This window comes from Streptomyces dengpaensis (assembly GCF_002946835.1).
In the GTDB taxonomy this organism is placed as follows: Bacteria; Actinomycetota; Actinomycetes; order Streptomycetales; family Streptomycetaceae; genus Streptomyces; species Streptomyces dengpaensis.
The window spans coordinates 408,587-433,669 of sequence record NZ_CP026652.1 but is presented as its reverse complement, the minus strand read 5'-3'; the positions used below and the strand labels follow the sequence as shown (position 1 = coordinate 433,669).

22 protein-coding genes and 5 pseudogenes are annotated in these 25,083 nt (G+C 68.2%); 14 read left to right on the top strand and 13 right to left on the bottom strand.

What is annotated here, in order from left to right:
* Nucleotides 1–35: 35 nt before the first annotated feature.
* Nucleotides 36–125, top strand: a pseudogene (locus C4B68_RS02015) (VOC family protein); the annotation flags it as partial.
* Between the two features lie 243 nt (nucleotides 126–368).
* Here C4B68_RS02015 and C4B68_RS42375 read toward each other — a convergent pair.
* Nucleotides 369–680 (bottom strand): hypothetical protein, encoded by a 312-nt coding sequence (locus C4B68_RS42375; RefSeq protein ID WP_146119949.1) that lies wholly within the window; start codon nucleotides 678–680, stop codon nucleotides 369–371.
* A 181-nt stretch (nucleotides 681–861) separates the two neighbouring features.
* Here C4B68_RS42375 and msrB point away from each other — a divergent pair, with 181 nt between their 5' ends.
* The 6 genes and pseudogenes from msrB to C4B68_RS42835 all read left to right on the top strand — a co-directional run bounded on the left by msrB (nucleotide 862) and on the right by C4B68_RS42835 (nucleotide 6,142).
* Complete coding sequence (gene msrB, locus C4B68_RS02010) at nucleotides 862–1,329, top strand: peptide-methionine (R)-S-oxide reductase MsrB (protein ID WP_099505935.1); 468 nt, start codon at nucleotides 862–864, stop codon at nucleotides 1,327–1,329.
* Nucleotides 1,330–1,524: 195 nt separating this feature from the next.
* Nucleotides 1,525–1,854 carry a hypothetical protein gene (locus C4B68_RS02005; RefSeq protein ID WP_099505934.1) on the top strand — a complete coding sequence of 110 codons (330 nt, stop codon included), beginning with the start codon at nucleotides 1,525–1,527 and terminating at the stop codon, nucleotides 1,852–1,854.
* A gap of 305 nt (nucleotides 1,855–2,159) precedes the next feature.
* Nucleotides 2,160–3,556: pseudogene (locus tag C4B68_RS02000) on the top strand (IS1380 family transposase).
* A 267-nt stretch (nucleotides 3,557–3,823) separates the two neighbouring features.
* Nucleotides 3,824–4,471 (top strand): DUF6461 domain-containing protein, encoded by a 648-nt coding sequence (locus C4B68_RS01995; protein ID WP_143674608.1) that lies wholly within the window; start codon nucleotides 3,824–3,826, stop codon nucleotides 4,469–4,471.
* A 269-nt stretch (nucleotides 4,472–4,740) separates the two neighbouring features.
* Nucleotides 4,741–4,944 carry a hypothetical protein gene (locus C4B68_RS41640; protein WP_167458933.1) on the top strand — a complete coding sequence of 68 codons (204 nt, stop codon included), beginning with the start codon at nucleotides 4,741–4,743 and terminating at the stop codon, nucleotides 4,942–4,944.
* An 865-nt stretch (nucleotides 4,945–5,809) separates the two neighbouring features.
* The gene (locus C4B68_RS42835) at nucleotides 5,810–6,142 is read left to right on the top strand and encodes a cupin domain-containing protein (RefSeq protein WP_240634659.1); all 333 of its coding nucleotides are present in this window, start codon (nucleotides 5,810–5,812) and stop codon (nucleotides 6,140–6,142) included.
* 326 nt (nucleotides 6,143–6,468) lie between these two features.
* Here C4B68_RS42835 and C4B68_RS42830 read toward each other — a convergent pair.
* The 3 genes and pseudogenes from C4B68_RS42830 to C4B68_RS44015 all read right to left on the bottom strand — a co-directional run.
* Nucleotides 6,469–6,585: pseudogene (locus C4B68_RS42830) on the bottom strand (cytochrome P450); the annotation flags it as partial.
* A 23-nt stretch (nucleotides 6,586–6,608) separates the two neighbouring features.
* Entirely contained in the window at nucleotides 6,609–8,777 is a 2,169-nt protein-coding gene (locus C4B68_RS01975) for a SpoIIE family protein phosphatase (RefSeq protein ID WP_099506778.1), read from the bottom strand.
* Between the two features lie 410 nt (nucleotides 8,778–9,187).
* Entirely contained in the window at nucleotides 9,188–9,322 is a 135-nt protein-coding gene (locus C4B68_RS44015) for a hypothetical protein (RefSeq protein WP_257217558.1), read from the bottom strand.
* Nucleotides 9,323–9,516: 194 nt separating this feature from the next.
* Between C4B68_RS44015 and C4B68_RS41635 the strand changes: the two genes are divergently transcribed.
* Both C4B68_RS41635 and C4B68_RS01965 read left to right on the top strand, forming a co-directional pair.
* On the top strand, nucleotides 9,517–9,672 hold the full coding sequence (locus tag C4B68_RS41635; RefSeq protein WP_167458986.1) for a hypothetical protein: 156 nt from the start codon (nucleotides 9,517–9,519) through the stop codon (nucleotides 9,670–9,672).
* A 21-nt stretch (nucleotides 9,673–9,693) separates the two neighbouring features.
* Nucleotides 9,694–9,840 (top strand): annotated as a pseudogene (locus C4B68_RS01965) (IS701 family transposase); the annotation flags it as partial.
* Between the two features lie 112 nt (nucleotides 9,841–9,952).
* On the opposite strand, the gene C4B68_RS01960 reads toward C4B68_RS01965, so the two are convergent.
* Both C4B68_RS01960 and C4B68_RS01955 read right to left on the bottom strand, forming a co-directional pair.
* Nucleotides 9,953–10,978 (bottom strand): alcohol dehydrogenase, encoded by a 1,026-nt coding sequence (locus tag C4B68_RS01960; protein WP_099506777.1) that lies wholly within the window; start codon nucleotides 10,976–10,978, stop codon nucleotides 9,953–9,955.
* Between the two features lie 671 nt (nucleotides 10,979–11,649).
* On the bottom strand, nucleotides 11,650–12,342 hold the full coding sequence (locus tag C4B68_RS01955) for a quinone oxidoreductase family protein (RefSeq protein WP_167458985.1): 693 nt from the start codon (nucleotides 12,340–12,342) through the stop codon (nucleotides 11,650–11,652).
* Between the two features lie 211 nt (nucleotides 12,343–12,553).
* On the opposite strand from C4B68_RS01955, the gene C4B68_RS01950 reads away from it, so the two are divergent.
* The 3 genes from C4B68_RS01950 to C4B68_RS01940 all read left to right on the top strand — a co-directional run bounded on the left by C4B68_RS01950 (nucleotide 12,554) and on the right by C4B68_RS01940 (nucleotide 15,889).
* A complete protein-coding gene (locus C4B68_RS01950; protein ID WP_104879943.1) occupies nucleotides 12,554–13,774 on the top strand; it encodes an RNA-guided endonuclease InsQ/TnpB family protein in 1,221 nt (406 codons plus the stop codon).
* Nucleotides 13,775–13,876: 102 nt separating this feature from the next.
* The gene (locus C4B68_RS01945) at nucleotides 13,877–14,725 is read left to right on the top strand and encodes an MBL fold metallo-hydrolase (protein WP_240634132.1); all 849 of its coding nucleotides are present in this window, start codon (nucleotides 13,877–13,879) and stop codon (nucleotides 14,723–14,725) included.
* Nucleotides 14,726–15,343: 618 nt separating this feature from the next.
* Entirely contained in the window at nucleotides 15,344–15,889 is a 546-nt protein-coding gene (locus C4B68_RS01940; RefSeq protein ID WP_240634131.1) for a CGNR zinc finger domain-containing protein, read from the top strand.
* Nucleotides 15,890–15,971: 82 nt separating this feature from the next.
* On the opposite strand, the pseudogene C4B68_RS01935 reads toward C4B68_RS01940, so the two are convergent.
* The 3 genes and pseudogenes from C4B68_RS01935 to C4B68_RS01925 all read right to left on the bottom strand — a co-directional run.
* A pseudogene (locus C4B68_RS01935) lies at nucleotides 15,972–16,273 on the bottom strand (transposase); the annotation flags it as partial.
* Nucleotides 16,274–16,563: 290 nt separating this feature from the next.
* A complete protein-coding gene (locus tag C4B68_RS01930) occupies nucleotides 16,564–17,829 on the bottom strand; it encodes a WD40 repeat domain-containing protein (protein WP_240634129.1) in 1,266 nt (421 codons plus the stop codon).
* An 84-nt stretch (nucleotides 17,830–17,913) separates the two neighbouring features.
* Complete coding sequence (locus C4B68_RS01925; protein WP_099506081.1) at nucleotides 17,914–18,969, bottom strand: alcohol dehydrogenase catalytic domain-containing protein; 1,056 nt, start codon at nucleotides 18,967–18,969, stop codon at nucleotides 17,914–17,916.
* A gap of 393 nt (nucleotides 18,970–19,362) precedes the next feature.
* On the opposite strand from C4B68_RS01925, the gene C4B68_RS01920 reads away from it, so the two are divergent.
* Nucleotides 19,363–19,752 carry a TetR/AcrR family transcriptional regulator gene (locus tag C4B68_RS01920; RefSeq protein ID WP_240634127.1) on the top strand — a complete coding sequence of 130 codons (390 nt, stop codon included), beginning with the start codon at nucleotides 19,363–19,365 and terminating at the stop codon, nucleotides 19,750–19,752.
* A 522-nt stretch (nucleotides 19,753–20,274) separates the two neighbouring features.
* Nucleotides 20,275–21,132: a helix-turn-helix transcriptional regulator gene (locus tag C4B68_RS01915; protein WP_240634125.1), complete on the top strand. Its 858-nt coding sequence runs from the start codon at nucleotides 20,275–20,277 to the stop codon at nucleotides 21,130–21,132.
* Nucleotides 21,133–21,318: 186 nt separating this feature from the next.
* Here C4B68_RS01915 and C4B68_RS44585 read toward each other — a convergent pair whose 3' ends face one another.
* The 4 genes from C4B68_RS44585 to C4B68_RS01890 all read right to left on the bottom strand — a co-directional run bounded on the left by C4B68_RS44585 (nucleotide 21,319) and on the right by C4B68_RS01890 (nucleotide 25,068).
* Entirely contained in the window at nucleotides 21,319–21,675 is a 357-nt protein-coding gene (locus C4B68_RS44585) for a transposase (RefSeq protein ID WP_420824034.1), read from the bottom strand.
* Nucleotides 21,676–22,216: 541 nt separating this feature from the next.
* Nucleotides 22,217–22,720, bottom strand: coding sequence for a cupin domain-containing protein (locus C4B68_RS01900; RefSeq protein WP_099506084.1), 504 nt, complete (start codon nucleotides 22,718–22,720; stop codon nucleotides 22,217–22,219).
* A 330-nt stretch (nucleotides 22,721–23,050) separates the two neighbouring features.
* Entirely contained in the window at nucleotides 23,051–24,142 is a 1,092-nt protein-coding gene (locus C4B68_RS01895; RefSeq protein WP_099506085.1) for an alpha/beta hydrolase fold domain-containing protein, read from the bottom strand.
* Nucleotides 24,143–24,324: 182 nt separating this feature from the next.
* Nucleotides 24,325–25,068 carry a maleate cis-trans isomerase family protein gene (locus C4B68_RS01890; RefSeq protein ID WP_099506086.1) on the bottom strand — a complete coding sequence of 248 codons (744 nt, stop codon included), beginning with the start codon at nucleotides 25,066–25,068 and terminating at the stop codon, nucleotides 24,325–24,327.
* Nucleotides 25,069–25,083: the final 15 nt, after the last annotated feature.

Genomic DNA, 25,083 nt, shown 5'->3' with positions numbered 1-25,083 from the left:
CTGGGTCGGCAGCCATCAGGTCCCACCCGCGCTAAATGCGCGATCCGGATGGCTACCTCATCGAGGTGGGCCAGGCCACGGGGCTGCTCAAAGGCATCCTGGCGCGCACGGGCACTGAAACCTGACGACGGCGCCTCATCAGGGAGGCATCACTGATGCCGCACCCTCGCGGCACCGAACGAAGCACGCGCGGAAGGCGGGGGCACCGCCGGAAGGCGGGGGGCACCGCCTTCTGACCAGCGTCGAACCGGGGGAGAGCCGGTTCTGGAACATCGAGGCCGACCAGTACTACGACGGGCCGCGGCTTCGTCGCGTTCGGTTATGGCTGCCTGCTGTGGGACAGGCGGCGTTGCGCTGCTGATGTGCGGTCAGTGGAAGCAGACGACAAGTCGGACGTTCTCCGCTCCGTGGAGTTCGCTGACAGCCGCCGCCCTGGGAGCCTGCCGCCGCACCACCGAGGCCGCCGTCGGCCGCGTCGACGATGCGTGGCGTGCCTCCAGGTCTGGGCCAGGCTGCTCGACGGCGCCCTCGAGCGCTGTGAGGCGCGCGCCGGGCGAGGCGAGCGCCCCGGATGCTGGGCCCCACGGCCGCCCCCGGGGCGCCGCCATCTCGCGCTGCAGAGCAGTAACCTGGTCGCGGTAGGCGCTGTCGCAACCCAGCGCCAGGCGCGCTTCGAGCACCGCGCCGGCCGCCGGGCGGTGTCTCGGCCCATGACCGCCGACGCCCTTCGCAGCCAGTCCAGTTGGCCGCCTTCGCGGCGCTCGGGCGGGCGACGGCCCCGCCCGCCGCGGGAAGGGCACGCGGGCGTCGAGCGCCGCGAACCCTCGGAAATGACGTAGCCGCGCCGCCTTGGAGGTTGGCATGCCGGAATACCGCAAGAGCCCGGAGCGCATCTCGCAGCTCACGGACCAGCAGTTTCGCGTGACCCAGCAGGACGGGACGGAGCCCGCGTTCGCCAACGCCTACTGGGACAACAAGGCACCCGGGATCTACGTGGACATCGTGTCCGGGGAGCCCCTGTTCGCCTCAGTGGACAAGTACGACAGCAGGTCCGGGTGGCCCAGCTTTACGAAGCCCCTGGACCCCGGCCACGTGGTCGAGCGCCCTGACACCAGCCACGGCATGGTCCGTGTCGAGGTCCGATCGGCTCAGGGGGACAGCCACCTCGGCCACCTGTTCCCCGACGGGCCCAGCGACCGCGGCGGGCTGCGGTACTGCATCAACTCCTCGTCCCTGCGATTCATCCCCGTCGAAAAGCTTGAACAGGAGGGCTACGGCGCGTACCTGAGCGTCTTCGACTCGCCGGAAAGGGGGGCCGCCGAAGCCTAAAAAGCCGCCCCTGGAAGCCCGGCCTCCGGGCCGCTCCCGGGGCCGCCAGCCGCCGGGAGCGGCGGATCACCCCCGCCCGGGCCGCACGGCCGCCCTGCCTCGATCGGCCCCGGGCATCCTGCCTCGCAGGGCCGCACGTCCCCAGCAAAGCCCCGCCCACGAAAGTCCGCCTGGGCCCGACGGGAGGACCGCACAGTGACCAGAAACCTCGACGGCGTGGCCGCCCAAGACGGCGCACGCGTGCCGGCTGAGCACATCCCAGCCGCCGTCACCGCAGGAACCCTCATCTACAGCGACGGCGCGAGGCAAACCTTCGACCCCGATGGCACCACCCGCTACTTCGAGGCCGGGCGCCAGACGGAGGGGACGTGGTCCGTCGACGAGAGCGGCCACTTCTGCTCCTTCTGGCCGCCCTCCTACCGGGCCTCCTACGATCTCCAGTGGGTGGTGGAGGAGGGGCACGTCGCCGGCCTCCGGTTCTCGGACCTCAAGAGCGGAGCCCGCTTCGACGGCCGCTACCAGTGACCGCATGGCGTCCCGGGGCAGAGGCCCGGGTGCGGGGAGCGCAGAGGCAGGCATGGGCGTGCCGTCCGGTCCCCGAGTCCGGCGGGGCCGCGCCTGGTGCCATGAAACCCCCTCAAAGAACGCGTGGGTGCTTGCTTTGGAGCCAGTGTTGCTGTGTGCAACGACGACACGCGAGCGTCCCTAAGCCTCGATCCACCGAGTGACTCGCGTCCTGTGGATGAGTAATCAAGAAGAGGTGCCTGCTGACCTGCGATGATGGGAGTTCTGACGCTTCCAGCACGCACAATCAGCAAGGCACCTCGTAGATGCAAGTTTCCCACACTCCAGCAGCGGTCTCCGCTGTGTTCGATGACCCGAATCTGATCGCACATGCCGGGCTGGTCCCGGTGATGCGGCTGGCCGAGCGGTGCGGCCTGCCGCGACTGGTGGCTGCGAAGGTGAAGCTGACCGGAGCCAGGAACGGTGCGGGGGCTGCGGCGGAAGCCAAGGTCACCAGCATCGTGGGCGGCATGGCTGCGGGCGCGGACAGCATCGACGACCTTCACATCCTGCGGCACGGTGCGATGCCGGCCGTGTTCGCGGGTATCCGCGCCCCGTCCACGCTGGGCACCTTCCTTCGCGCGTTCACCCACGGTCACGCCCTCCAACTCCACGCCGTCCACCGCAGATTCCTGGCCGCGCTGGCCGCGCACACTCCACTGCTGCCCGGCGCCGACGCGATGGCGTTCATCGATGTCGACTCCACCCACAAACGCGTCTACGGCCGGACCAAGCAGGGCGCCGAGTACGGCCGGTTCAAAGGCATCCGCACCCTGCACCCTCTCCTCGCCACGATCTGCACCCCGCACGCGCGGCCGGTGATCGCCGGGGTCCGGATGCGACGCGGCAAAGCAGCCGACTCCCGGGGCGCCCCGAAATTCGTGAGCGAGGCCCTGGCCACCGCCGTCGAGGCCGGCTGCACCGGCATGCGCATTCTGCGGGCCGACTCGCAGTTCTACAACGCCGGGGTGATCGCCGCCTGCCACCGGGCCGGAGCCCACTTCTCGATCACCACCGGCATGAACCCCTCCATCAAACGAGCCGTCCACAGCATTCCCGACGACGCCTGGCAACACATCAGTTACCCGACCGCGGTGCCCGACCCCGAGACCGGTGAACTCATCTCGGACGCCGAAGTCGCCGAGATACCCCAATACAGCGCCTTCGCGAGCCGCAAAAGGAGCGAGCGGGTCACCGCCCGGCTGATCGTGCGCCGCGTCCGTGACCTGGCCAAACCCGCCGTCATGGGTGAACAGGGCGAGCTGTTTCCCGTCTGGCGCTACCACCCCTTCTTCACCGACCAGCCCGCCGCAACCCTGCAAGCCGAGCGGGAACACCGGCACCACGCGGTGGTCGAGCAGGTCATCGCCGACACCAAAGCCGGCGCCCTGACCCACCTGCCCTCCGGCACTTCCACGCCAACGCCGCCTGGCTGACCCTGTGGGCGATGACCTACAACCTGCTGCGGGCCACCGGTGCACTGACCTCGCCCTTCCATACCAAGGCCACCACCGCCACCCTCCGCAGCCACCTGGTTCAGGTCCCGGCCCGGATCGCCCGCTCCGCACGACGCATCACCCTGCACCTGCCACACAACTGGCCCTGGCAGCACGCCTGGACACACCTCTTCGACACTGTCCACGACCCACCCGCACCGGCCTGATCCCCCCTGACCACCCCGCCCGCCAGGGCCCGACCGGAACCGAACCCGTGGAAAAGCTGGGCAGACCAGCAGCTACAACCTGCCCATCCACGACCACCGACCGAAACCAGCCCACAAAACGACCAAGAGATCATCTTCAGAGCGCGTCGGTGGATCGAGGCTAAGGGCCAGTCGACCCGCACGCGGTTCCGCCGTGGCCGCCGGGAGTGGGGAAGCCCATGGGGTCCGACGCCCGTGGTGTCAGAGGGACCAGCCAGGATGGCCGTCATGACCAACGGAACGACCTGGCTCGCTGCCCGCCAATCCATCGCCTTCGGGGGCTACCACGTGGTGCTTGCCCGTGGGCTCTCCCCGGAAGAGCTCGCCGACCGCCTCGCGGCGACCGTGTTGTACGACACGAAGCACACCGCCGTGGCGGCCGGGGAGCACACCGGAGAGTCCCTTCTGGAGCTCATGGACGACACGTACGGCGATTCCTCCGACGGCATCGGGCTGCGCCTCGGCCACACCGGGGACTGGACATACGCGGTAGCGTACGGCGGCTGGCAGGGCGAGTTCGGCCCACTGGCACCGGTATCGCGCGGCGGCGCGCACGTCTGCCTCCTGGAGTACGAGGAGGAGAACGGCAAACCGGTCCCGCCGCACTTCGCCTGCTTTCACGACGGCCGCCTGCTGAGCGCCTGCAATCTGCACCTGGCCGCCTCGTGGGGCTACCAGGGGGTCGACGGCGACCCCGCGACGGCCGCCCGACTGCAGGAGCTGCTGACCGCTGCCGGCCTGCCGGACCCGGAGCGGGACCGAGAGGACGTGCACCGCATCGCGCTGGGCGTCGTCGAAGGATTCTTCGGACTCTCGCTACCGAAAGACCTGATCGTGCACGGCACCCTGCCGGCCGTTCTTCTGGAACCGGCGTAATCCACGGCCAGGCCAACGCGGGGAGGTGTCCGCCGCCGTACGCCGATGCCGAGAAGCCGGGTTCGTCCTCGAAGCACAACCAGGCCCGATCGCCGCCGCGGTCCTTCCACGCGGGGCCAGTCCTCCTTCCCCCAGCCGGTGACGGCTTCCTCGCTGCGCTCCACTGCGCGGCGGGCCGGGACCTGTTGGCTGAAGCCGTGTCGGCGCAGCATCTGCGCGATGGTCGAGAGCGTCATGCTCTTACGGACCGCGGCACGACATCGCCACTGGTGTCCGCCCGCAGCAGCGCCCAACCGCGAACTCAGCGCGCAGCGATCCAGTTCCTCTACCCGGACCAGTCCGGCACCGTGCAACGCCGGGCCCTCCCCGGTCATCTCACCGATCAGACCTGGGTGGAGCGGCTGGTGACCACCGCCGAGCCGGGTGCCTGCGTGGCTGCTCCGCCGGCCGCCATCTACCGACCGCCTCCCTGATCGTGCGGGGCACCAGCCCCGCGCAGTGTGGCCGGTGGTATCCGACTGAAATGTTCCGGCTGGATCGCACCGGCCTCGGTATTCGGGCCTGAGTTCTAGGTTTCGGTGGGGTGTCTGGCGTGGCGTGCCGCGACCGCGGCGTACGCGGGACGCGTTGGGCCTGCCGTGGCGCGGCTTGCGGCAACGGTTTTTCCTGAGGGCGGGCTGTTGGGCGGGAGGCTGCGCGGCTGGTTCAGTGAACAGCGCAGACGCAGGGAAGCAGGACGACAGTGTGGACAAGCGGTGGCGGTTCGGGGGCAGGCCCGCGTATGGGGGGTGAGCGCACTGCTGTGATCGGCCGGCAGGAGGAGACGGCTGCGGCGGGCAAGTTGGTGGCCCGTCACCGGCTGGTGACCGTGACCGGGACACCGGGAGTTGGCAAGAGCACGGTGGCTGCTGCTGCTGCGGCGGTGTCGTCGTCGGTGGGGTGGGAGTGCACGGTTCAGGTGCGGAGGCAGGGATCCGGCCCGGGCGGCACAGTGTCTGCCCAATGCCGTGACTCTGCTGCTGGCGGGACGCTCGGTACGCAGAGGCCGCCGGGACCGATGACCGCGAAGTCGCGGGAGGGCGGTTCCTCACCGATGATGGGGAATCTGCGCGCTGGTCGATGACCGTCGAGTAGGACCGGAGGTTCGACGTCATGATCAAAACACGACGAGCCCTGCGGTGTCTGGCTGCCGGCATGGTGGCCGCGACCGCCGCATTCGTCCCCGCGGCAGGGGGAGCGACTGCTGCCGAGCCATCCGCGGCGAAAGCGGCAGTCTCTGGGAATGCGCAGCCCTCACCAACCACACCACCGACGCCCCCCACGCCGCCCTCCGAGACGGTGAAGGTACTGCTTGAGCAGGAACTGCCGAATGTCCGGGGCAAGACGTTCACCTCGGAGGTCGTCGACTTCCCGCCCTCCGCACGCGCGGTGCCGCATCGCCATGGCGAGGCGTTCGTCTACGCCTACGTGCTCGAGGGCACTGTACGCAGCCAGCTCGACAACGAGCCGGTCCGCACCTACCGCGTCGGCGAGCACTGGGTCGAACCACCGAACTCCTTCCACGCGCTCACGGAGAACGCGAGCTCGACGGAACGGGCCAAGCTGCTGGCCGTCATCGTGTCGAACACAGGCGATCCGACCAAGGTCGATGAACCGAAACCGACGGAGTGAGCTGGATCAGCATCTCCGCCCCGTCCCGGGCCGGCTAGCCGTCGGCCCGGGACGGGACGGAGCAGGAGGGGCACATCGCGGCGGTCCGCGGTACACGACGGCAGGTTCGAGGACGGGAAGTCTGGTGGTGCGGGCCGGCATCCTCGGCGGCACGGTCCGGACGACCACCGTCGGGGAGCCGACGGCCTGCATGCGGACCCGGCGAAGTACATGACGCACTTGTACTTAGGGGTGGAGGGCGCCTTCTTGCCGGCTGCCCGCTCCTCTCCTGGTAAGCGCCACGCGCAGGCTGACCTTGCGGCAGCCGCCAGCCGCCAGCCGGGCAGGATGGTGGCCACGGTGATGGTGGCTTCCAGCCGGCTGAACTTGTCGCCGATGCACTTACGGTTGCCGGCGCCGAAGGGGACGACGTGTTTGCGGGGGCGTGCGGCGACCTGGCGCATCGCGCGGCCCGCGGCTTGGTACGCTACCCGGCGGTGACAAACCTGATGAGCAGCAGGGCGATGTCGTCCGTCCGCGGGGCAGTCTGCCGTGCGTGGTCGATCAGGGCCGTGGCGAGCTGGTCCACGGGCTGGGGCCGGGCCTGGGCGAGCTGGGCGGCGAGCCCGGCCATGGCGTCGTCCAGGTCGCCACCGGGCGTCTCGACGAGTCCGTCGGTGTACAGGGCGAGGACGGTGCCGGGCTCTAGCGGGATCTCGGTGGTGGGATAGTCCGCTTCGAGGTCGATGCCGAGCAGCACCCCCGGCGGCACGCGGAGAACCTCGGCGTGTCCGTCGGGGTGGCGCAGGATCGGCGGGGGGTGCCCGGCGGTGGCCAGGACGGCCCGGCGGTGTGCGAGGTCGAGCTGGACGTACAGGCAGCTGACGAAGCGGCCCGGGTCCAGGTCGACCAGCCGGCGATTGGCCTGCGCGAGGGCCTGCGCCGGCGTCGCCCCGGCGGCGGCGTGGGAGCGAATGGTGAGGCGGCAACGGCCCATGAGTGCGGCGGCGGTGACGTTGTGGCCCTGGACGTCGCCGATGACTGCGGCCGCGGTGGTGTCGTCCACCCGGACCAGGTCGTAGAAGTCGCCGCCGATGTCCATGCCGCGGACGCTGGGCAGATAGCGGGCGGCCACATCCAGTCCGGGAAGGTCGGGCAGCGAGTCGGGGAGCAGAGCCGCTTGCAGGGTCTGCGCGAGCTCTTGGGCGGTGTCGTACAGGCGGGCCCGTTCCAGCGCCTGCGCGATCAGTCCGGCGAGTGCGGTGAGGACGGTCCGCTGACTGCCGGAGAAGGGGTGGGGCCGGTCGAAGGCGAGCACGCACAAGCCCACCGGGCGCCCGGAGGCGATCAGCGGCAGATAGGCCCAGGCGTGCAGACCGTCCTGGCGGGGGGCGAGCGGGTAGGCGCGGACCACCTCCTCGAAGGTGGCGAAGAAGTTCGGCACGCCGCCGGCGAGGGTGCCGACCGCGGCCGGGGAGGTCAGCGTCGCTCCGTCGAAGAGCTCCGGGGGATAGGGGTTGTAGCCCCGGCAGCCAATAAGGCGCAGCCTGCCGTCCTCGACCGCGAACAGGGCCAGGGTGCTGGCGTGAAAGGCCGGCAGCATCTCGTCGGCAACCAGGTCGACCACGTCGCCCACGCCGACGGCTTCGGAGAGGGCGGCGGCCAGGTGCAGCACCTGATAAAGCTCGCCCAGGGGAATTGGCTCGCCCCGGGGCGTCCCCGTCCCGGCGGGCGCTGCCGTGGAGGTGCGGCCGGGATCGGCCGGCACAATGCGGACGCTCACCCCGGAGCCGTCGGGGTAGAGCTCGAATGCGAGCCACCGGTCCGGCGGGACCATGGCGGTGAAGAATCCTGGCTGCCGACTGACCACGGCGGCACGGAAGCGGTCCTCGAAGGCCGGGTCGGTGGACCAGGACAGGGCCTGCCAGGGGCGCCTGCCGAGCAGATCGGGGATGCTGCCGCCCAGCAGATCGGCGGCCGTGGCGCTGAGGTAGGTGAATCTGCCCTCGAGGTCGAGGGTGCAACTGCCTCCCGGCAGGCGTTCGGCGAAGTGCGCTGCGGCCAGTGCCTCGGTCGGCTCCCACGTCCGGGTGGGCGGCTGGGGCAGCATGCGCGGCAGCGCCCCGGGAGTGACCGGGCGGCCGGCGTCGGCGGCGTCCCGCAGCAACCGCCCCAGGCGCCGACAGGCGGCGCCGACCCGCTCGGAGCCCGGGTCGGCAAGCTCGGCGGTGTCGCAGCAGGGCCAGAACAGCAGCAGCGCGCCCCAGGCGGTGGTGCCGGTGAGGATCGGCGCCGCGGCCACCGCGAATTGGTACGGCAGGGCGATCGCCGTGCGCGGGTAGCGACGGGCGAGCTCCTCGGGGCGGCCGAGCCACACCAGCCGTCGCTCGCGCACCGCCTCGGCCACCGGAACAGGACTGGACAGCCCCACCCCAAGCCAGGGCGCGAGATACTCCGCCGGCATGCCGGCGGTCACCTCGAGCCGCAGCGCCTGCCCGTCGGGCGCCAGCAGGAAGACCGCTCCCGCGTGCGCGCCCGTGTCGCACACAGCGAGGTCCAGCAGCCGGTCCAACTCCACCCGGAGTGCCGACCCGGCGGCGTCGGGAGGGTCGGACCCGTACGCCTGAGCAGCGCCATCGTCCGGTGCAGCACTCATAGCACAACCGTACGTCCGGACCGGCCCACCCTGCCCGAGAGGCCCGGCCGCCGGTCCCGCTCCTCGCCGCCGTGCCGTCGAGACAGCCGCCGAGCCGGCAAGGAGTAGCCATGGTCCTGCCCGGTTGTCCGCCTCCTGAGCGAGTTGATCCGCGAGCGCACAGCGGTCGGGCGCGTCGGCGGGCGCGGAAACCCAGCGAGCGGATCGCTGAGCGGCGGATCGCCGGAGAGCTGCCGGCGCGTCGGCCCCGGGCCGAGAGGCGCTGCAACGGAGCCCCGTACTACTCCGAGGATTCACTCAGGTCTCCCGCGACTTCGGGGTGTCACCAAGGCCGCGGCGCCCGCTGCGGCCCGGGGTGACCGGTGGCCCGATCAGCTGAAGCAGCTTGCCGCAGCGGGCCGATCGGTGGCTCAGTCGCGGCGACCGTAAACACTTGTGATCGCGACGCGGCTGAAGGCGTCCATCACCGTTGCCGGCCAGGCAACCGCCGAGACCTGATCTGCGGAGACCACAGCTGCGGCCGCGTTGTAGTCCTCGTCGCTCACGTGCCCCTCCGGCACGCGCGCGATCGCCTCAGACAGGCGCAGGGCCGCGCAGTCAGTGCGTTGTGGCCAACCGAGCGGTGTTCGAGGCAACCGCAATGGTGATCATTCGATCACGGGTGCCATCTGCGGGATGCGCATGACGGGCTGGTGAGCCAGTCGTGCTCGGCTGCGTACTGCCGTAACCGGCTGCAGCGATGAACGTTCAGATTGTCCCGGACGACCACGATGGGGTCGCCGAGCCGGAGGTTGGCCCGGACGAGAAAGTCGCGGTAGTCCTGCCAGGTGAAGCCTCGATGATCACCCCGGTGATGGCCCTGGCCGTCGTCTCACAACTCGCCGTAGCTGCTTGACGAGTTGAGGGCGTGAGGTGTCACCGCGAGCTCAAAGACGGCCTCGGGCTGGACCACTTCGAAGGCCGCAACTGCCTGGGCCGGCACCGGCATGTGACCCCCGCCTCCCTCGCCCAGGTCTTCTGCACGCTGCTCCGGCTCGACCCCAAAGCCCCTGCGCCGGCCTGACCCTCTACGCGGTCCTCCGCGAACTCCAGGCCCTCCTGGCCACCCGGATCTGTGCCTGCTCGATGATCTGGATCAAGGACCTCACGCGGACCGCCCAGTGATCACACCCCTGTCAGTGGGTGGTGACCACCATCCGGAACCGGGCGGCGCCGTCCATCATCTTCCGGTAGGCCTCGTCCACCTGGCCCAACGGCACGGCCTCGACCATAGGGCGGATCCCGTGCCGGGCGCTGAACGACAGGGTTTCCTCAATCTCCTGCGCGGTCCCGCCCGAATGGCCCCGGACGAGGAGCCCGCGCATGATTAGCTGGCCCGGGTTGATGCCCAGCGGCTCGATGTCCACGCCGACGACCACCAGCTCGCCGCGGTGGCTGAGCCCGTCCGCGGTGGCCGTGATGGCGCCGGAGTTGGCGGCGGTGGCCAGGACCACCTTGGCGCCGCCGAGGGACTGGAGTGCTTCCGCGACGGGGGTGTCCGCGAGGCTGTCGATGTAGTGGTGGGCACCGAGCTGACGGGCGAAGTCCTCCTTGTCCGACCCGCGGGCGATGGCCACGGTTTCGAAGCCCATGGCGACCGCGTACCGCACCGCCAAGTGACCGAGGCCTCCGATGCCGAGCACGGCGACCAGGTCGTCCGGCCGTGCGGAGCTGCGCCGCAGACCGTTGTATGTGGTCACCCCGGCACAGGCCAAGGGCGCGGCATCGGCCGGCGCCAGCTCGTCGGGGATACGGGCCAAGGCATCGGTCGGTGCGATCACGTACTCGGCGAACCCGCCGTCGTAAGCCCATCCGGGGACCTTCAGGTTGACACACATCATGAAGTCACCCTGTCGGCAGGGTGTGCAACGGCGGCAACTGCCGCCGAACCAGCCCACCGCCACCCGGTCGCCGACCTGCCAGACGCTGTTCGTCCTTTCCCCCAGTGCGTCGATGCGCCCGGCAATCTCGTGCCCGGGGACCACCGGAAAGCTGACGCCCCCCGGCAGCAAATCGTTGACGAACGCGGCGTCGCTGTGGCAGATCCCGCAAGCCTCCACGGCGATCCGTACATGGCCGGGGCCGGGCTGAGGAACGTCACGCTCGACGATCTCGAGCGGACCGCCGGCGGCGGCGACCTGCGCAACTCGATAGGTGCTCATCTGGCTCTCTCCAGTGACACGAAAAGCCCGTAAGAGCTACCAGCACACCAGTTGAGGAGCGGCTTCGCGCGTCGAGGCGTCCGTAGGAGTCCTCCGGGCGAGCCGCCGACGCACCGTCCGCCGCCGGATCCGTCCGTCGAACCGGCGTGGGCCCGCGTCCGCCCCTCGCGGGCCCACGCCATCAGCCGTCCCAGCCGCAGGTACTTCTCGCCGTCGTCTGCCCGTCCCTGAAGTTCCCCCTGGTGAGCTGGACCGCCTGATGCCGGGGCGCAAGGTCCCGCTAGGAAATGGTTCCAGTTGGTGAGCAGGAAGAACGGCACGAGCAGGCGGTGGACGGCCGGAGCCCCACGGCGAACCCAGGGACCGCTCTGTCAGCGGGCCAAGAAGAGCGGCGTCGCCACAAGCAACCACTGCACTCGCACTTGTCGACTCTCCACAAGACGCAGGTGAAGCAGCAAGCTCCCACATCGGCGCGCAACTGCCCGCCGGATCAGCATCCGTCCGGCCGCCACCGAGCTTGCGAGGACCGCCGCGTGGCACGCAGCCGCGGAAAAGGGGGCCTCGACCTCATACGACCGGATTTCGGCAAAGTCGGCGTGAGGTCGGCAAAAGCCCTGCCACAGCCGCCGACAGACGGCCACACCGTAAGTCGCGTCGGGCCCGCGGTGCTGTCAGCTGTGACGAACAGCCAGCACGATCTTGCCCTGGTTGGTGCGCTGCTCAAGGTGGGCATGAGCCTTGCCTGCCTCAGTGAGTTCGTAGGCAGCGTCGACGGGCACGGTGAGACGCCGGTGTGCGACCCGGGCGAGGAGATCCGTGAGGTCTCCTCGCGCGTCATATCCGTCCTCTATCAGGCCTGTGATCTGAAACCCGTAGATTCGCGCGTTCTTGGGGTAGAAGTCACGCGTGTCGATGGTGCTAGGTTGCAGCGCGACATTGGCCGCGGAGATGACGCGTCCACCGTGGGCAAGGCTTGTCAGACTCTCACCGAAAGCGTCACCGCCGACGAGGTCAAGGGCGACGTGAACGCCCTGGCCGTCCGTGAGTTGCAGGATCTTGCCCACGCGCTCGTCGCTCGAGGTGGTTCGGGAGTCGAGTACATGCTCGGCTCCCAGTCCGCTGACCCAGTCACGCCTTGCCTGAGACCCTGCAGTGGCAATCACGGTCGCGCCGACTTCTGCGGCGATCTGCACGGCCGCACTGCCGACCCCGCCGGCCGCGGCATTGATGAGGACGGACTCTCCCGGCTGCAGGTCGGCCAGCCGGCGGAGCGTGTACCACGCGGACAGCGATGCGATCGGCAGCGCCGCCGCAGAGATGAACGAGACGCCCTCGGGTATGCGCGCTACTTGGTCAGCGTGCACGGCCGCCCGCTCCGCGTAGAAGCCGGGTTCATTGATGGCCCCGATCGCTACTACCCGATCCCAGGCCGGGGAGGATTCGGACTCCTGCGGAGCAGGGCAGGAGAAGCCGAATCGCCGCCAGGGCGATTGGGCGTCCGCCCTTCGCGCAGGTGAGGCACCACAAAGATCAAATGGGGGTCAACTGTCGTACCTCCCGGGTAGGTTGAGATTCATGGCTGCGGGAGCGATGACGGAGGGTGCGGGGCACGCCCGGTACACCTATCGTCTTCGCGTCTCGGCCGGCGCCGAGAAGGCCCTTCTCGGCGAGTGGGACCGCTGCCGGTGGGTGTGGAACGAGTGCGTGGCCAAGTCCAAGGCCGCGCACCGGCGCAACAAGGCGACCGGCGAGAAGCAGACATGCGGCCCGGCCCAGCTCGACACGATGCTGACCCAAGCCCGGCGCACCACCCCGTGGCTGGCCCGCGGATCCTCGGTTCCTCAGCAGCAGATCATCCGCGACTTCGGGAAATCCCGAGCCAAGGCCCACAAGGACAGCAGGGACCGGTTGCCCATGCGGCAGCGGGCAGGGATGCCGCGCTGGAAGAAGAAGCGCGAGGCGGGCCCGACCTTGAACTACACCAAGCGCGGCTTCCGCCTCAACGACGGCCGGTTGCATCTGGCCGGCGGCATCAGTCTGACGGTGGTGTGGTCCCGCGACCTTCCGGCCGACCCGTCCAGCGTCCGCGTCCACCAAGACAGTGTGGGGCACTGGTACTGCTCCTTCGTCGTTGCCGCCGAGATCCAGCCGCTCCCGGCGACGGGCCGGGTGCTCGGCGTGGACTGGGGCGTGAAGGAGACCGCAACCACCACCAGCGACGACCACGACCTTCCGCATGCCGGGCATGGGAAGAAGGCTCAGGCGAAGCTGACCCGGTACGACCGGATGATGGCGCGCCGCAAGCCGAAGAAGGGGCAAGCGGGGTCGAAGGGCTACCGGGAGGCACAGCGGCTCCGTGCGCAGCTGCACAAGAAGGTCGCCCGGCAGCGGGAAGACACCGGCCGCAAGTGGGCCAAGAAGGTCGTGCGCGACCACGACGCCATAGCGGCAGAGGACTTCCGGCCCAAGTTCCTCGCCAGGACCACCATGGCGCGCAAGGCAGCGGACGCGGCCATCAGCAGCACGAAGAGGGCACTGCTGGAGATGGCGCGCAAGCACGGGCGCATCGTGCACCTGGTGCACCCCGCGCACACCACGATGGACTGTGCGCAGTGCGGAGCGAGAACCAAGCACGCACTGCCTCTTTCCGAGAGAACGTATGCCTGCACCGCGTGCGGAGCCGTCTGCCCCAGGGACAAGAACTCCGCGCACGTGATGCTGGTCCGGGCGGGTCTGAGCCCGGCAGGTATCGAGGGCGTAAGACATCCTGGCCCGCTGGGCCAGGAGGCGGCCTGAGCCTGGAATCCCCACTCAACTCTGAAGGAGAGAATCCCCTCCCTTCAGGGAGGGGAGCAGTCAAAGTCCTCGAGGCTGCCTCAGAGTCCCAAGGGAGCGATCATGCCTGGAGCGCAGCTGAGCTGGAGTGTCCACGTAGCGCCGTCGATCCCCACCGAGATCGCGGACCTGCCGCCCGATCTCCCCCGGCGCATGTGGTCGCCCATCACGGCGACACTGATCACGGGCGAGCGCGATGCGGTACTGGTTGACGCGATGATGACTGCCGAGCAGGCCGACCGGCTGGCGGACTGGGTTGCGGCGAGCGGCAAGAACCTCACCACGGTCTTCGTGACCCACGGGCACGGTGACCACTGGTTCGGGCTGGGCACCCTTCTCGAGCGCTTCCCGGGGGCGCGCGCGGTCGCTGCGCCAGCTGTGGTGGAGCAGATGACGCACCAGATGGCGCCGGAGCTTGTCGCGTCGTTCTGGAACAAGCGCTTCCCCGGCCAGATCCCGGACAGACTCGTGGCCGCAGAGCCGCTGGCTGGCGATCGTCTGGAGCTGGAGGGCCACGACATTGTCGTCGTGGGACTTGGGCACACGGACACCGACGACACCACCTGCCTGCACGTACCGTCGATCGGCTTGGTCGTAGCCGGTGACGCCGTCTACAACGATGTGCACCTCTACCTCGCTGAATCGCCCGCCGAGGGCCGCCGGGCCTGGCTGAACGCGCTGGACACCATCGCCGCACTGGACCCTGAAGTGGTGGTCGCGGGACACAAGAACCCCGACCGCCCTGACGACCCGGAGGCAATCGCCGAGACCCGGCGCTACATCCACGACTTCGAGGCAGTCGCCGAGCGCACTACGACCACTCTTGACCTCTACCGCGGGATGTTGGAACTGCATCCCGGCCGGGTCAACCAGGGCGCACTGTGGGGCTCGGCCAGGTCCGCCAAGGGCTGACCTGGCGGCCCTGGCTGCCAGCCTGTGGATATCCCGGGTGGGCCACATCCCGCAGCCTGAGGCGCCAAAGTTCGTGGCCAGTCAGCGTTCGCAGGCAAGTGGGGACGAGCGACCGGCAGCCTCACATGCGCATCTTCACCACTCCGCTGGACGAGCACGTGCTCGAGGCCTGCCAAAGCCGGCGTGCCACGCGTCTCGAGGGTCGTACGAAGGAGTGGTCACCGATCGGCACCGTTGAGTGGTCGCCTTCTGGAGCCACGATGCCCGGCGCGGACGAATGAGAACACATGAGGATCGAGCGCCGCTGTTACCGCGGAGGGCGACGTCACCCTGCGAGGCTGGCTGTCCACTTGCGAGCGGAGCGGTACCCAAGACTCAGATGCTTCTGTTCGTGGATTCACCCGAGTCGCGCAGTCTACGCGGGCGACCAAACCGGGGCATGTGCCGAACTTCAGGGAAGCTGACACCAACCACTCGGGGAGTTACACTTTAAAACGTAATAAGTAAATACGCTATGGGCATGTTGCCATAGTTGCCGTCACGGAAAGAGATCCGAGAATGTCCTGGCCTGCGACGGTCCGATACGGCCTGGAGCCCGCCCCGAGCGGGCTGGCCTTCGTGCAGGACCTGCTCAACACACTGTCCGCCGGCAAGCCGCGCGAGCCCGACCTTCTGCAGACCGCTGAGGGCGCTCGTGCTTGGCTTGACCAAGCATTGAAGAGCTGGAGCAGCGTGTCCCACCGGCCCGCACCCAGCATCGATCTGACAGTCGAGGACGTGCAGGGCCTCCGCGACTTCCGTCATGATCTGGGCCAAATCCTGCAGGCGCACGTCGGCGACTCGGCACCGGAGTCCGGCCCGGTGGCTTCACTGATGACCTTGCCCACCGCCTTGCGGCTCGACGAGCACGGGTCCATTCACGCCGAGCCACGCGGAACGGGATGGAGGCAGGTGGCGTCACTCGCCCTCATCGAGGTCTACCAGGCGCAGTGCACCGACACGCTGCGCCGCCTTAAGTCTTGCCGAAACACGCGCTGCTCGGCTGCCTTCTACGACCGCTCCCGCAATAACAGTGGCGTCTGGCACGACGTCCGCGTCTGCGGCAATGCGGCCAACCTGCGCAATTATCGTGCACGCAAGCGGGCTGGCGCCGAACAGGTCTGAGAGCCGACTTTCCGGCGCGGCCCTCGCCGCTGTACTTCACTGATCGGCGGCTTGGTCCGCCAGCCGCTAGCCTCCCCATTTGGAGGAACGCTTTCGCGCCTCCCGCGCTGTCGGTGCGATGAGGGTGTCGGTGCCGTGGCGGTGGGCGTCGGGGATCTGGGCCAGGGCGGTATCCAGGACGGTGATGTGGTCGGCGGCGGTGTTCGCGCTGGCGTTGCCGGAACGCAGCACCCCGGCCAGGGCCTCGCCGGTGTTGTCCGGGAAACACAGCATCAGGTGGTAGCCGAAGCCGCGCTTGTAGGTGGGCGCTGTCTGCTCCTTCTCCGAGTGGCAGGTGACCAGGGTGGCGTCGATGTCCAGAACCAGGCCGGGCAGGTCGCGGCCGCCCGCGCGGGCAGTGGGGATGCCGTTCTTGGAGGCGCTGGCGAGGATGCGACCTTTGCCTCACTCCGCTGAAGAGAACGCTCGTGCACGGGCGCTGCTTTGGCCCCGTACTTCGCCGTAATGGCCTCCGGCCGCCGCTGTCGGCATTCGCGTGAACGTACCCTGCTGGGTACGCGGATACGTCCCCGGCAGGCTGGACGTCGGAGCGCGCGGTCCATCCGATGGCTGGCTGCCCCCGGGACAGCGGCTGCTGTCCCACATCCTGAAGGTGACTATGCACGTTCGAGCGGTTACTTGTCCTGGTCGCGCACGTTGTTGATAGCTGCTTGAAGTTGCAGCCAGGTCGGATCTGTTGCGGTTGCGGTGGTCACTGTCGCCAGATCATCTGATTCCCAGGTGCGGGCTCCGTCGGTTACGACGAGGTGTGTCTCCAGGTCGCTGTCGTCAGGAACCTCGGAGGTGGCGTCCAAGAACGCTGTGACTGCGGCCCTCGACGTATCGCCGTCCGTGGTGGGGGTCTTTGCGGAACCGGCGCGCACGGACAAGAGCACAAGATCGCCTCCACCGCTGGCGATGACGAGCTCGCCCGTCGTCGTGGTGCCCAGCCCGGACACCGGACAGCCGGCCAGTACGTCGTGCTCGACCGCGTGCCGAGTTTCGAGGTCGACTTCGACAAGAGTCCCGGTGGGCGTTCCGACCCAGAGCACGCCAGGTTGGGCTCCGAACGCGATGTTGTGTCGCGACCAGGCGCGCATCTGTTCAAGCCACTCTTGCGGGTATGGGTAGCCCGGGCTGGGGTCGCCGAGAGTTGTCGCCAGAACGCGGTGAAGCGAAGGAAACTCGAATACCTCCAGTGAGTTGTCGTATGCGTTGCCTCGAATCGCAAGATGGCGTCCGTCTGCGCTGAAGATCGGCGTCTCGTAGCCGTCGGCATCCAAGATCAGCGCCCGGCGAAGCACTCGCATCGCAGCAGGCGCGGTCTCGTGATCGACTCGCGCGAAGAGTCCGAGCGTCGCGCCTTGATCGCTGCAGAGCGTGGCCACCAAGCCGCCGGCGGGATGCTCCGCGACCCCGGTGTCCCAAGGTGGGCCCGTACTGACGGTTCCCGAAGCGAGGTCGAGGACGTCAGAGCTGCCCCATGCGCTCTCTTCATTGCCTGAAGACGGCGATGCCCACAATGTCTGCCCGTCCGGGCTGAATGCCAGACTGCGGTAGCGGGCCGTGGGTGGAAGACCTTCCAGTTCGGAGAGCCCGGCAGGAGTCCACTGCACCACTCCGCCCTCGCCCGCCACTACGAGCAGCGGCTGGTCTGGATGCCATGTCACAGCGGGTGTCCGCTTCGTCCGGTCCCAACCGACGGCATCGCCGTAGACAGTCGACTCGGCGCCAACAGAACCGAGTTCGTGCAGCTGCCCTGCCTCGCAGTCCCAGACGTGGACCGCCGGACGTTCCGAGTCCAAGCCGGCGACCAGGGGAAGCCGCGGATGGCATGCCAACTGCTCAACAGGACGCCCGTTACTGACTCGCACACGTGCCACGGCCTCAACAACAGTCACCCCAACACCGTAGTTCTCAGTGGCTCGTGGGACGCCCATCGAGGGACCTTGAGTTCGGGCACTCAGGTAAGTGGAATTCACATGTCACGCTGCGGGGCGTTTGCCGTCGAAGGTGACGACCGCGCGCCCCAGGATCCGGCCCTCTCGCAGGGCACGGTAGGCCTCCTCCAGGTCTTGGAAGGCGTACGTGGTGACGTCGACGGTGATCAGGCCTCGTTGGGCGAGCCTGACCAGGTCCTTCAGTTCCCGCATCGCATAGCTGGCCGTGGCGACGACGTGCACGCCCAGGGGCGGGTCCATGAAATGGAACGGCAGGGTGCCGCCGCCCGTACCGACGAAGTTGATGCAGCCGGTGGGACGGACGACGTCGGTGGCGAGCTGCAACGTGGCGTCGACACCGACGAAGTCGATGATTGCGTCGGCACCGCGACCGCCGGTGAGCTCCCTGATCGTCGCTGCCGCCGAGGGGTCGCTGGTGACGGTGTGGTGGGCGCCTCGGCTGCGGGCGTGGGCAAGCTTGTCGGCCAGGTCGACCGCGATGATGGTGGCCGAGGTGTTCAGGCGCAGGAACTGCAGGGCGAACGAGCCGAGGCCGCCGATGCCGACCACGACCACGAAACCGTTCGGGTGGATGTATGGCAGGACGGCGTTGACGGCGCCGTACGCGGTCGCGGCGGCGTCGCCGAGCGGTGCGGCCTGGATCGGATCGAGGTCACCGATGGGTATGAGGTCGCGGCGCCGCGCGAGGAGGTAGGGGGCGAGGCCGCCGTCGTCACTCAGGCCGTAGTAACCGGGACGGTTGTCGCAGTAGTTGTCCTGGCCGGCCAGGCAGTATTCACACGTGCCGCAGGTCATGCCCGAGTTCACTACGACCGCCTCGCCCACGACCATGTCCGTGACCCCTGGGCCGAGCTCGGCCACGTAACCGACGTTCTCGTGCCCGAGCGTGTAGGGACGGTCCTTGTGCGGTACGAACTGCACGCCCTTGTCCATGATTTCCAGATCGGTATGGCACAGACCGGCCGCCGCCATCTGGATCAGGACTTCGCCGGAGTCAGGGCTGGGCACAGGTATCTGCGCCCATTCGGCCGGGGAATTGAGCGAAGGGATCCGATAGGCCCGCATGGTGGCTTCGTTCATACGAGGAACTTCCTTCCTTGTTCTGCCCCGTGCAATGAATTGCGAAGGGCCCACAGGTCCTGGGCAGGCCCAGGCCTTACCCCCAGTAAGATCGATCAGCGAGTCCCGCCCGGCGGCTGCGGGAGACTTTCAGGGCCCTGCCGGCTCAGGGAGCTTCACGGGTGCGCAATTCGCGAGGGCCGTACACGGGCCGCCCCATGGCTGCGAGGCGAAATACCGCGACATCATGAGGAGGCGCTGCGCGACGTACGCCAGGCCAGGACTCACCCTTACGATCTGCCGCACTATGGGAAAACGCACCGCGTCGCCTCATCTTCACAACCGATTGGAGCCTATCAGATACGTCCTGGACGTGACAACTGATAGGCTGGCATCAGTTGCTATACTGTCCGAGTGACCGATGCTGACCAGCCAAAACTCCGGGCCGACGCGGCTCGCAACGTTCGCCGTATCGTCGATGCCGCGCATGCGGTGTTCCGCCGTGGTGGCCTGAACGTCCCCATGGAAGAGATCGCGGCCGAGGCGGGGCTCGGTATTGCCACGCTCTACCGGCGCTTCCCTAGCAAGGAAGAGCTTGTAAAGGCCGTTCTCGACCAGGAATTCAACGATGTGATCGCTCCCGCACTGGAACGCGCGCAGCGGGAGAAGGACCCGCGAAAGGCAGTAGGTCTGGTCATGGAGGCCGGGCTTTCCTTCGCTTCGCAAGAGCACTCCGGGAGCGGCCGTGACCGAACTGCCGCCTCCATCGCCGGTGATCGATCATTTTCCGGGGTACTGAGCTGAGCCCGGAGAGACTCATAATTCGGCGTATATGGATCAGTCAAGGTCCAGGCAGGGCGAAGAGTCCACCCACGCTGTGCCGTCAAAGAAGAGGACGGCGAGCCGTGCTGCCCGGGGAGTTGAGCGAAGATGACCGTGGGCCCGCGATGCTGAACCTCCGCCCCAACTCTGACGATTTCGGCGCGGCTTGTCGTGGAGGCCGGCCGGTCACGCCGGGCGAGTGGATCGATCGCTTCGCGCGCCATGTGGATTGGCGGAGGGGAAGGAGCGGTGTGGCTCGGTTCGGGCCGGGCTGCTTCCGGGACCGGGAGCGCGAGATGCGGCTCGAGCGGGCCGTCGCCGACCGGAGCGATGTTCGGAAACGAGTCGCCCAGGGTGGGAAATTTCATCGAGCGGGTTTCGGAATCGTCGCTGAGCGCTGTCCAGTCCGGCAATCCGCCGCGGGCATCCGTCGGCACACGGCCCGCACGATCGTGGTACCCGGAGGGAGAGCCTACGGTGCGGACTGGGGGGCGTGATGGGAGGATGACCAACGGAGGCGAGCTGGCGGCGTTTTTGCGATCGCGCCGGGAGCAACTGAAACCCGAACAGGTCGGGTTGCCGTCGTACGGTCGGCGGCGAACCCCCGGACTGCGACGGGAGGAACTCGCCACGCTCGCCGGCTTGAGCATCGAGTATCTGGAACGGCTGGAGCAGGGCCGGGACACCAATCCGTCTGTCGCGGTGCTCGCCGCGCTCGCCGAGGCGCTGCGGCTCTCGGATGACGAGAAGCGGCACCTTGCGATATTGGCCATGAAACGGCACAGCGCCGCGCTCTTCCCAGCTCCCCGCCCGGTCAGCGATGAGGTACGGCCCACGGTGCGTGCGCTGCTGGACCATCTCGATCCCACGCCGGCGTGCTTGCTCGGGCCGATCTACAACGTTGTGGCATGGAACAGCGCGTGCGAAGCGGTGATCAGGCCGATGGGTGTGCTGGATGAGGACTCGCCCAACTTCATTCGCTACCACTTCCTGAACCCCACGGCGCGCCAGGTGTTCGCCGACCGTGCTTGGGCGGCTACAGCGGATGAGGTGGTGGGCTGGCTGCGGTCCGCCCAACCGGACTGGGGTTTCGACGACGAGTTCCGCACCCTGGTCGACGACCTGGGTGCGGTTCCTGAGTTCGCGTCGCGGTGGGCCGCTCACCCGGTCGCGTTCAGGCAACCGGGCGGCAGCCGTCTCTCTCACCCCGATGCCGGGATCCTCAACCTCAGTCGTGAGGTTCTCCTCGTCGGAGAGGCCAACCACTGGCTCCAGTTGTGGCTGCCGCGCGACGAGAAGACCACGTCCGCCATCAAAGCGCTGCTCTCCGCACCTCCACCTCTCCGCATCGTCCAATCTTGAGTACGGGGATGAACTGCGGGCTGCTGCGGCCTGTCCCGCGGTCAGGACAAACGCCAGCGGGCGGCACTTGCGGTCGGCGGCGAGACGGATCTTGCTGGTCTGGCCACCCCTGGAGCGCCCGAGCAGGGCAGCTTTCAGCCGGAGCTCGCGCCGGTGGCGGTGCGTCGTCGCTCTTCCCGCTGGGGGTCATTTCCGGCGTCCTGCCCGTCGTGTCCCTCCGGTTCGCCCCCTTTTGCCGGGCCTTCTCCCCTCGGCGTCCGCCTGTTCCAGGGCGGTGACGACGTCCTGGACGAGATGCGTCCCGGCAGCGTCGTGGTGGGCCCGGGCGGTGGTGGAGTCCACGCTGACCAGGGACAGGTCCACCTCACTCCGTTTCATGGCTTCCGCGGTCAGGCACCGCGGCAGGGCTTCGAGGACACCGGCGTCCCTCCACTGCCGGAAGCGGTTGCGAACGGTCGGCCAGGCACCGAACTCCTTCGGCATCTCGCGCCACTGCCCGCCCGCCCGGAACCGCCAGATCACGCCCTCTAACCGCTGCGGCAGCCGCTCGGGGTACGGGCCGTAGCTGCCGATCTGCAGCTACGGCCCGATGAACTCCCACTCCTGATCGGTCGGTTGGGCTCGCCTCATGCAAGACGATCCACCGGATCGGCCCCCGCCACCAGGACGGATCCCGCAGATTGATCACGACTCGATACGCGCCCCAGGACGGCTCCCATCTGCGGTGACGCGCAGGATATCCGCTATCGTCCGTGCGCCTGTCGGGTGCGGGACATCGTGCGCATCACCCCAGGCCACAGCACTTGTGATGGTTGGTCATGAAAGATCGAGGCCGGTGACCACCCCTGCCCACCAGCGAAAACACCGCAGAATCCAGCACGAAAATCACAGAGCCGCACTCATCGAATGCGGCTCTGTGGATCCAGGCCCAGCGCTCCTGCCCGCCGCGCCGAGATGACCCGCCGACTCACCACCTGGAACGTGGGCGCCGGCCTGCCCACCGCGGCCCGGCCGCGGCACCATCACGGCCCCCAGCGGGACTTAACCCGCCCTGACCGGGACCACTCCCATCGAGTTGACAACGTCACGGATTCTGCTCGGGAAGGACGAGGGTGCCGAGCTCCTCCATCATCGCCACCAACCCCGGCGAGAAATCGTCGGCTGTCCAAAGCTTCGGCCGCTGCCCAGGCTCCGGGTCGTGTCCATGCTCGATCATCGAGCGCTCTATACCGCCCGGGGTGTACAAGAAAGCCAACTTTGCGTCGCGGGAGGAGATATTCTTGAATCGGTGTCGCACGCCGCGCGGAACGAAGACAAAGTCACCGGCCGACCCCACGAAAGTCTTGTCGCCGTCGAGAAACTCCAGCTCGCCATCGAGCATGAAGAATGCTTCGTCGTGGCGCGTGTGAGAGTGCGCGACGGGACCGTTGCCCGGGGGAACGGTGCCGACAATGAAGCCGAGCGATCCGTTCGTCTCGTTCGCAGAAGCCTTGACTGTGTACTCATCTCCGGCCATCCATTTGACCAGACCCTCGCCCGCAGGAACGTACAGTGATCCGCTTGTGTGGTGTTCGAATGCCATTGACATGGGGAAAGCACCCTCATTGGTAAGGAGAAGGCGGAACGTTGGTTGTCAGACGCACGCCGACAGTGATGAGTCGCCCGCAATGGCGTCAGAAGCGGTCGCGCGGCGCTTGTTCGGTCAAGTTAGAATTAATAGCTGGTTGAAATGTCAAGTACGGTGGGTTCGGGAACTGTACCGGGCGGGCGCCCGTCCTCAGCCCGGCTTACGCCACGCCGCCGGACGTGATCCGGCGCTGGTGCACGAGCCTCTGACGCCCGGCTCTGTGCGCCGGTGTACGAGAGGAACTCGACTCCGATGCCGAGAAGTCGAGCTCCTCATCTGTCGTGACGCAGGTCACCGCATGGAGTGAGCGAAGCTGTTGATGCTGCGGACCGTGGCTGCGTAGACATCGGGCATCGTGGCGCGGAAGAGGACCTCGCCGATGTGACACAGTCCCATGTTCATCCAGCCGATCGTCGGGACGCCTGCCGCGAGCAGCTTGCGGTAGTAGTCGAGTCCCTCGTCACGCAGCGGATCGACCTCGTTGACTGAGATCACGTGCGGCACAAGCCCCTCCAGGTCGGCGGTCGTGGCCCGGGAGGGCCAGCAGGTCGCTTCGTCGATGTTCGCCGAACCTGGGTCGTAGATCTCGGCGAGTACCTGCATCATGTCGCGGTGGTTGAAGTACCCGTCGTTCTCGGCCACGGATGGCAGCTCCTCGCTGTCATGGGCCCACTTGCCGTAGACGTACGGGCACTGCGCGTACACCCCGGAGATCGCGGAGAGGAAGCCCTCCCGTTTGGCCTTGATGGCCAGCGCGAGAGCGAGGTTGGCGCCGCCCGAGTCGCCCGAGACCACGATGTTCGACACACCCAACTCGGCGGCATGCGCCGCGACCCACTTCACACCGGTGGCACAGTCCTCCAGCCCGGCTGGGTAGGGATGCGGGCCGAGCTTGCCCGCACCATTGCGGAACTCGACGCCGATCACGACCAGGCCGGTAGCGGCAAGTTCCTGCCGCCACCGGTTGTAGACGGCGCTCGTGGCTCCCATGATGACCATGCCGCCGCCGTGAATGTGGTAGACGCACGGCAGCGGGCCCTGCACGTCCTTTGGGCGGGACGCATAGAGCCTGATCTCGTGGCCGTCCGCTCCCGTGACGGTGTGCGTCTGGGACACGACGCCCTCGACCTCGGGCAGTCCGGCCGTCAGCGCCTCGAAGACCGGCTCGAAGGCCGACTCGGCGCCGGCCGCGAATTCCAGCAGTTCCGCACGCGTGGAACGGGGACTCACCGGTGGCGCTGTCGCCAGCCCGTCGAGCCCGAACGGCGCCAGCGCCGCTATGACACCCGGATGGACCCGGGGATCGGTCTTGAGCGACCGCTCAGGGTCTCCGAGGCGCCCCGGCGCGCCGTTGCGCGGCTCCGTAGCATTTCCAGCCGTCATGACGGGCTCCTTATGACAACAGGTAGACGTTCGGCAGGTCGTTCACATGCGAGAAGCGACGCGCTCGCGGACGGTGTGCGGGCTCTCCCGCATGTGCGGCCACGAGAGCCATTCGTTCGTCGAGGCGGTTCTCACGTCATGGCTTCGAGGGTCAAGGCTTCTTTGGAGATGCCTCCCCGGCCTCAGCCTCGAAACAGTGCGCCGGTTCCGGGAACCGGGGCGTAGGCCTCCAGTGCGGACAGCACCTGCCAGGACGTGGCGGTCGCGGCGGTGACGACCGGCAGGTCGACGACGGCTTCGGCGGCGGGAATCGCGTCCAGGGACGGCATCTGCACGCAAGCGCTCAGCACCACCGCGTCAGCCCCGCGGGTGTCGAGCCGGCGTGCGATCTCCGGCAGCTGTCCCTGGTCGAGGCGTCCGACGGCCAGGTTGTCGTCCACCTCCAGACTGATGGCGTCCTGGACCTCGATGCCTTCTCCCTCGATGTAGTCGACCACACGTGCGGTGAGCGGCTTGAGATACGGGGTAACGAGCGACACCTTGCGGGCACCGATGTGGTGCAGTCCGGCGACGAGGGCCCCCGCGCTGGAGACGACGTCCACGGGTGCACCCGCGTCCGCCGACGTCTTGGTGAGCCGGTTCTCGATGTCACGGTGCGCGCCGCGGCCCTGGGCCATGATGGCGACCAGGCACGCGTAGGCCATCACGTCCACGGACGCGTCAGCCAGCTCGACCGCCGCGCGATCGGCGTCCGCGTTCATCGCGGCGAGCTCGCTCTCGCTGACTGTCTTCATCCGCATCCGGCTGGAGTGGAAGGTGAACCGGTCACCAGTCGTTGCCGCCACCCGACGCAGCACCTCAGGAACTTCGGTCTCCATCGTTGTGTTGGAACTCGGCACCAGCAGACCCACGCGGTAGGAACTCATTGACTCACCTTTCGT

What these genes read in the sequence shown, in the direction of transcription:
- msrB (WP_099505935.1), top strand. Translation starts at nt 862, where the DNA reads ATGCCGGAATACCGCAAGAGCCCGGAGCGCATCTCGCAGCTCACGGAC.
- C4B68_RS01950 (WP_104879943.1), top strand. Translation starts at nt 12,554, where the DNA reads ATGGCTGCGGGAGCGATGACGGAGGGTGCGGGGCACGCCCGGTACACC.
- C4B68_RS01915 (WP_240634125.1), top strand. Translation starts at nt 20,275, where the DNA reads ATGACCAACGGAGGCGAGCTGGCGGCGTTTTTGCGATCGCGCCGGGAG.
- C4B68_RS01900 (WP_099506084.1), bottom strand. Translation starts at nt 22,720, where the DNA reads ATGTCAATGGCATTCGAACACCACACAAGCGGATCACTGTACGTTCCT.
- C4B68_RS01995 (WP_143674608.1), top strand. Translation starts at nt 3,824, where the DNA reads ATGACCAACGGAACGACCTGGCTCGCTGCCCGCCAATCCATCGCCTTC.
- C4B68_RS01975 (WP_099506778.1), bottom strand. Translation starts at nt 8,777, where the DNA reads ATGAGTGCTGCACCGGACGATGGCGCTGCTCAGGCGTACGGGTCCGAC.
- C4B68_RS01890 (WP_099506086.1), bottom strand. Translation starts at nt 25,068, where the DNA reads ATGAGTTCCTACCGCGTGGGTCTGCTGGTGCCGAGTTCCAACACAACG.
- C4B68_RS01960 (WP_099506777.1), bottom strand. Translation starts at nt 10,978, where the DNA reads ATGAGCACCTATCGAGTTGCGCAGGTCGCCGCCGCCGGCGGTCCGCTC.
- C4B68_RS01945 (WP_240634132.1), top strand. Translation starts at nt 13,877, where the DNA reads ATGCCTGGAGCGCAGCTGAGCTGGAGTGTCCACGTAGCGCCGTCGATC.
- C4B68_RS01895 (WP_099506085.1), bottom strand. Translation starts at nt 24,142, where the DNA reads ATGACGGCTGGAAATGCTACGGAGCCGCGCAACGGCGCGCCGGGGCGC.
- C4B68_RS41635 (WP_167458986.1), top strand. Translation starts at nt 9,517, where the DNA reads ATGAACGTTCAGATTGTCCCGGACGACCACGATGGGGTCGCCGAGCCG.
- C4B68_RS01925 (WP_099506081.1), bottom strand. Translation starts at nt 18,969, where the DNA reads ATGAACGAAGCCACCATGCGGGCCTATCGGATCCCTTCGCTCAATTCC.